Raw genomic sequence first — 4,460 nt, 5'->3', positions numbered from 1 at the left:
GGAGGTACCCGGCCCGTGGCCACGACCGAGCCGGCCCCCCGCGGGGGAGCCCACCGGGACCCGGGACCCGGCGACGGCGACCCCGAGGAGGGCAGGGACGACAGCCGCGGAGGCGGTGACGGCGGGGGCGGCGGGACGGCCGAGGAGTCCCGGCAGCTCGACCCCGCTCTCCTCCTCGTCCTGTTCCTGCTCACCGCCGTGATGTTCCAGGACCCGGTCCGCCGCGCCCTGGGCGCCCCGGTGATGCAGAGCTGGACGACGGTGTTCGTGGCGGTGATGATCCAGGCGCTGCCCTTCCTGGTGCTCGGCGTCCTGCTGTCCGCGGCGATCGCGGTGTTCGTCCCGCCGTCCTTCTTCGCCCGCGCCCTGCCGGGGCGTCCGTCCCTGGCGGTCCCGGTCGCGGGCGCGGTGGGCGCGGTGCTCCCCGGCTGCGAGTGCGCGTCCGTCCCGGTGGCGGGGGCGCTGGTGCGCAGGGGGGTGGCCCCGGCGGCGGCGCTGGCGTTCCTGCTGTCCGCCCCCGCGATCAACCCGATCGTGCTGACGGCGACGGCGGTCGCCTTCCCGAACGACCCGGTGATGGTCCTCGCCCGGTTCACGGCGAGCCTGCTGGTGGCCTGCCTGATGGGCTGGCTGTGGCAGCGCCACGGCCGCGCGGACTGGCTGCGTCCGCCGTCCCGTTCGTCCTACGAGGGGCGGAGCCGGGGTGCGGCGTTCTGGGGGTCGGTCCGGCACGACGTGATGCACGCCGGCGGCTTCCTGGTGGTCGGTGCGATGGCCGCGGCGACGCTGAAGGCGGTCGTCCCGGCCCCCTGGCTGCAACGGGCGGCCGATCACCCCGTGCTGTCGGTCCTGGTGCTGGCCGCGCTGGCCGTCCTCCTGTCGATCTGCTCGGAGGCGGACGCGTTCGTCGCCGCGTCCCTGACCCAGTTCTCGCTGACGGCCCGGCTCGCCTTCCTCGTGGTGGGTCCCATGGTCGACCTCAAGCTCTTCGCCATGCAGGTGGGCACGTTCGGCCGCGGTTTCGCCCTGCGGTTCGCCCCGGCGACCCTCGTCCTGGCGGTGGCGGTCTCGGCCCTGACGGGAGCGGTGCTGCTGTGAACCGACCGCACCGGAACCAGAACCCGAGCCCGAGCCCGAGCCCGAGCCCGAGCCCGAATCCGAGCCCGAATCCGAATCCGAGCCCGAATCCGCACCCGGAGCCGGACCCGGACATGAACCCGGACCCGAGCATGAACCCGAACCGGCAGGCGCAGGCGGCCCTGCTGTTCCTCCTGGGCGCGACCGTGCTGCACGCCGGGCTGACCGACCTCCACCTGCGCTACGTCAAGGCCGGCCTGCGCCCGCTGCTCCTGCTGTGCGGAGCCGTACTCGTCGTGACGGCGGCGGCGACGGTCTGGTACGAGTGGCGCGGGGCGCGCGGGCGGCACGACGACGGGCCCGGTCCCGACGGCGGCCGGGAGCACCGTGAGCCCCGGGTCTCCTGGCTCCTGGCCCTTCCCGTCCTCGCCCTGATCCTGGTGGCGCCACCGGCCCTCGGTTCGTACAGCGCCACCCACACGGGTACGGCCCTGCAGAAGCCGTTCGGCTTCCCGGACCTCCCCGCGGGCGGGGGCACGCTCCGCCTCGGAGTGGGGGAGTACGCGGCCCGCGCGGTCTACGACGACGGCCGCGGCCTCCGGGACCGGCCGGTCGAGATCACCGGATTCGTCGCCCTGGACCCGTCCGGCACCCCCTACCTGGTCCGCATGTCCCTCAACTGCTGTGCGGCGGACGGACAGCCGGTCAAGATCGCCCTGACCGGCGAGGTCCCCCCGGTGCTGCGGCCGGACGCCTGGCTGGAGGTCACCGGCACCTACAGCCCGCGCCGGACGAAGGACCCGGTCAACGACGGTCCCGTCCCCTGGTTCGAGGTCACGTCGGCGAAACCGGTCCCCGCCCCGAACGACCCGTACGACGAGGTCTGGACCGGCTGAACGGGCGCGCCGGGGTCCGGACCGGCTGAACGGGCGCGCCGGGGTCCGGACCGGCCGAGCGGGCGTGCCGGGGTCCGGATCGGCCGAGCGGGCGTGCCGGGGTCCGGACCGGCCGGGCCGGAGCACCGGGCCCCGGACAGCCGGCCGGACCGGCGTGCTAGCGCTGCTGCCGGGTGCGGCTGTCGTCGGCGGTCGCGTCCCGGGCGACGGTCTCCTCCTTGACGACGGCCTCGCCCCGGATGACACGGGGTGCGCCCGGCTGCTCCCCCCGCGGCTGGTGCGTCTGCCGGGGCTGCTGGGGCTGGGCGGCCCGCAGCTCGTCCTCCCGCTCCTCCGCCTTCGCCGCGCGGGCCTCGGCCTTGAGGATGCGGGCGGACTTCCCGGCCGAGCGGGCGAGCTCGGGCAGCTTCTTCGCCGCGAGCAGGGCTATGACGACGATGAGGATGATCGCGAGTTCGCTCAGTCCGAACATGGGGGTCCGTCCGTCCTTGTCGTGAGCCGTTGCCGGATGCCGCCCGTAGAATCTACAGCAATGTAGAGAATTTGACGGTGTCCGCTCGTCTGTACGATGACCGCCCGGGAACGGGAGGGCGACGGAAGGGAGACAGGCCGTGGTCGAACACAGTCCGCGTCACCGGCGGCGGGCGCAGGGCGAGTTGGAGTCTCTGGTGCTGTCGGCGCTGCGGGAGGCGGACGGCCCGGCGACGGCCGGCTGGGTGCAGGAGCGCCTGGGCGAGGACCTCGCCTACACGACGGTCGTTACGATCCTCACCAGGCTGCTCGCGAAGGGCGCGGTCACCCGTGAACGCGCGGGCCGCTCCTTCGCCTGGACGCCCGCCTCCGACCACGCCGGTCTCGCCGCCCACCGGATGCGCCGGGTGCTGGACGCCGAGAGCGACCGGGAGGCGGTCCTGGCCAGCTTCGTCACCGGTCTCGGCCCGGACGACGAACGCCTGCTGCGGGAGCTGCTGCGCCCGCCCCGGAGCGACGGGGAAGACTGAGACCTCATGGGGGTGTTCGTCTTCCTGCCGCTCGTCCTGCCGCTGACGGCGTGGCCGATCGCCCGGCTCGCCGCCCAGCATCTCCACCCGCGGACCGCGACGCGGATGCTGACCTGGGTGGCCGCGGTGATGGCGGTGTGCAGCACGGTGTGCCTGGGCCTGGTGATGGTGGTCGGCACCGCGACCCTGCCCGGCAACCCGCTGCCCGACGGCTGGTCGGACCCGGAGGTGCGGGAGGCGGTCCCGTACGACGAGGTCGTGGGGAAGGCCGCCATCCCGGCGCTGTGCGGGGTGCTGCTGGCCTGCGCCCGGACCCTGTGGCGGCACGTCCGCACCCGCCGCCGCGCCCACCGTGCCCTGGACGGCCTGCCGGACACGGAGGTGGCGGTCCTGCCCGACGGCGCGCCGTACGCGTACGCCCTCCCGGGCACCGGACCGCGCCGCGACCGCGTCGTGGTCACCACCGCGCTCCTGGACCACCTGGACCCCGCCGAACGCCGCGCGCTGTTCGCCCACGAGCGCGCCCACCTCGCCGCGCGCCACCACCGGTTCCTGCTGGCCGTACGGCTGGCCGCGCACGCCAACCCGTTCCTGCGCCCCCTGCACACGGCGGTGTCGTACGCGGCGGAGCGCTGGGCGGACGAGGAGGCGGCGCGGACGGTCGGCGACCGCCGTACCGTCGCCACCGCCATCGGCAAGGCGGCCCTCGCCTCCCGGGCCGGCGGCCCGCCCCTGCCCGCGTTCGCGGCGCCGGGACCGGTCCCCCGCCGGGTGGCGGCGCTGCTCGCCCCGGCTCCGGCGACCGGCCCCTGGCCGGAGGTGTTCACCTCGGCGGGCCTGGCGGCCTGGGGAGCGGCCGCGGGTACGGCCGCGTCGGCGATGTCGTCCGCCAACGCGGCGGTGACCCTGTTCTGGATCCTGCGGACGGCGACACCGCTGTGAGGACACCGTGGTGAGAATGCCGCCGCCGTGACGCCGCCGCGGGGCGGGCGGGGGCCCTCAGCCGATGCCCGGCCCGGAGGAGTGCGGTCCGCCGTGCCCGTACGCGCTGTCGCTGCCGTACGCCTCCCGGTGCTCGACCAGTTCGCGCACCCAGCCGTCGACTTCGGCGGCCCAGTCGCGGGCGTCGTCGTGGCCCACGGTGAACCGGCTGAGCGCGTCGTGCCCGGTGTCGTCGCCGTCGCCCCCGTTCCCGCCGCCCCGCTTGTCGGCCTCCAGGACGACGTCCATGCCGCCCGGGTGGGTCAGGAAGGTCAGCTCGATCTCCTCCACCCGGTCCGCGTACGAGGGCGCCGGGGTGAGACCGATCTCCTGGTGGAAGGGCAGTCGCTGCCCGGTGCCGCCGATGCGCCCGTGCTCGAGACCGGCGGACCGCAGCCCGTACCCGAGCCGCCGGAACGCCCCGAGGATCGCCTCCTGGGCGGGCAGCGGCCCGACACCGAGCGGATCGAGACCGGACTCGGAATCGTCGCCGGGGCCGGGCTCG

At 75.4% G+C, this 4,460-nt stretch carries 6 protein-coding genes; 4 read left to right on the top strand and 2 right to left on the bottom strand.

The window, feature by feature from the left end; genetic code table 11:
- Nucleotides 1–15: 15 nt before the first annotated feature.
- Both AOK18_RS13930 and AOK18_RS13925 read left to right on the top strand, forming a co-directional pair.
- Nucleotides 16–1,098 carry a permease gene (locus tag AOK18_RS13930; protein ID WP_055694562.1) on the top strand — a complete coding sequence of 361 codons (1,083 nt, stop codon included), beginning with the start codon at nucleotides 16–18 and terminating at the stop codon, nucleotides 1,096–1,098.
- A 131-nt stretch (nucleotides 1,099–1,229) separates the two neighbouring features.
- Nucleotides 1,230–1,973, top strand: a complete 744-nt coding sequence (locus AOK18_RS13925; RefSeq protein WP_055694563.1) for a TIGR03943 family putative permease subunit — start codon at nucleotides 1,230–1,232, stop codon at nucleotides 1,971–1,973.
- 157 nt (nucleotides 1,974–2,130) lie between these two features.
- On the opposite strand, the gene AOK18_RS13920 is transcribed toward AOK18_RS13925, so the two are convergent.
- Nucleotides 2,131–2,445, bottom strand: coding sequence for a twin-arginine translocase TatA/TatE family subunit (locus AOK18_RS13920; protein ID WP_055573853.1), 315 nt, complete (start codon nucleotides 2,443–2,445; stop codon nucleotides 2,131–2,133).
- Between the two features lie 139 nt (nucleotides 2,446–2,584).
- Between AOK18_RS13920 and AOK18_RS13915 the strand changes: the two genes are divergently transcribed.
- A complete protein-coding gene (locus tag AOK18_RS13915) occupies nucleotides 2,585–2,974 on the top strand; it encodes a BlaI/MecI/CopY family transcriptional regulator (RefSeq protein ID WP_055694561.1) in 390 nt (129 codons plus the stop codon).
- Nucleotides 2,975–2,980: 6 nt separating this feature from the next.
- A complete protein-coding gene (locus tag AOK18_RS13910; RefSeq protein WP_055694560.1) occupies nucleotides 2,981–3,916 on the top strand; it encodes a M56 family metallopeptidase in 936 nt (311 codons plus the stop codon).
- 57 nt (nucleotides 3,917–3,973) lie between these two features.
- On the opposite strand, the gene AOK18_RS13905 is transcribed toward AOK18_RS13910, so the two are convergent.
- A partial coding sequence (locus AOK18_RS13905) for a sporulation protein (RefSeq protein ID WP_167738689.1) occupies nucleotides 3,974–4,460 on the bottom strand: 487 nt, incomplete at its 5' end.

It is taken from the genome of Streptomyces prasinopilosus (genome assembly GCF_001419695.1).
Taxonomy (GTDB): domain Bacteria; phylum Actinomycetota; class Actinomycetes; order Streptomycetales; family Streptomycetaceae; genus Streptomyces; species Streptomyces prasinopilosus.
Note: the sequence above shows the minus strand (reverse complement) of the source record. Positions and strands in the feature narration are given on the sequence as shown.

Bases quoted from the DNA above. Each gene is read 5' to 3' on its own strand.
- AOK18_RS13925 (WP_055694563.1), top strand. From the start codon at position 1,230: ATGAACCCGAACCGGCAGGCGCAGGCGGCCCTGCTGTTCCTCCTGGGC.
- AOK18_RS13920 (WP_055573853.1), bottom strand. From the start codon at position 2,445: ATGTTCGGACTGAGCGAACTCGCGATCATCCTCATCGTCGTCATAGCC.
- AOK18_RS13910 (WP_055694560.1), top strand. From the start codon at position 2,981: ATGGGGGTGTTCGTCTTCCTGCCGCTCGTCCTGCCGCTGACGGCGTGG.